Source organism: Phocaeicola faecalis (assembly GCF_021730445.1).
Lineage (GTDB): Bacteria > Bacteroidota > Bacteroidia > Bacteroidales > Bacteroidaceae > Phocaeicola > Phocaeicola faecalis.
This window is the reverse complement of the sequence record NZ_JADNRM010000049.1, coordinates 1-902: the sequence shown is the minus strand read 5'-3', so window position 1 is coordinate 902 and position 902 is coordinate 1. Positions and strand designations below refer to the sequence as shown.

The following is a 902-nucleotide window of genomic DNA, read 5'->3' as shown; positions in this document are numbered from 1 at the left end:
GAGATTGAACTCCGCAGTGAGGAGGTGCAGGAGGTGATGGGCAGGATTCCGCCCGCCATCCTCCGCTATGGGATTGTCGTGCTGCTGGGCATAATGGTCGTCGTCCTTGCCGGCAGCGCCTGTTTCAGCTATCCCGACACGGTGGAGACGGAGTTCGCACTCACCACGCAGCCCCCGCCCGCCTACATCATGGCGCATAGCGCGGGCAGGATAGAACAGCTGTATACCGCCAACGGACAGGCTGCCGGCAAGGGCGACATACTGGGGGTGATAGAGAATGTGGCGCAAACCGAAGACCTGTTCGAATTGAGGGAACGGATGAAGGAGTGGAAACAGGGCGGAAGCCGCACCGAACAGGTGGGAACACTCTTTTTCCACCGTATCCCGGAGCTGGGAAGCGTGCAGGCAGCGTATTCCTCCTGTCTGCTGGCCTGGAACAACTACCTTCAGCACATGCAGGAAAGCAGGACGTATGAGACGGAGGTGGCCAACACCGTGGCCGGGCTTTTCAACGCCTTGGGGGAATGGGAGAAAAGCTATCTGCTGACAGCCCCCGTGGAGGGGACGGTGGCGTTCATGCAACTGTGGAAAAGAAACCAGAATGTGGAGGCGGGAGAGACCATGTTTGTCATAGTCCCGCACGCTGCCGCTTTGCCCGTGGGAAAAGCCCTGCTTCCCATGGAGGGAATAGGGAAAGTGCAGATAGGGCAAAGAGTTATCATCCGGTTGCCGGCGTTTCCGGAACAGGAGTTCGGAACCGTAGAGGGAAGTGTGGAGTCCATCTCCCCCGTGCCCGACGAACAGGGAAGGTTTGTACTGGAAATAGCACTGCCGCAGGGACTGACCACCCGCTATGGCAAAGAACTGCCTTTAATCAAGACCATGACGGGGACGGCATCCGT

General features: G+C 58.5%; 1 protein-coding gene. It reads left to right on the top strand.

Annotated elements, in window-relative coordinates:
* Positions 1-902, top strand: a 902-nt coding sequence (locus IR173_RS17965) for an HlyD family efflux transporter periplasmic adaptor subunit (RefSeq protein WP_237040870.1), incomplete at both ends; no start/stop codon positions are given.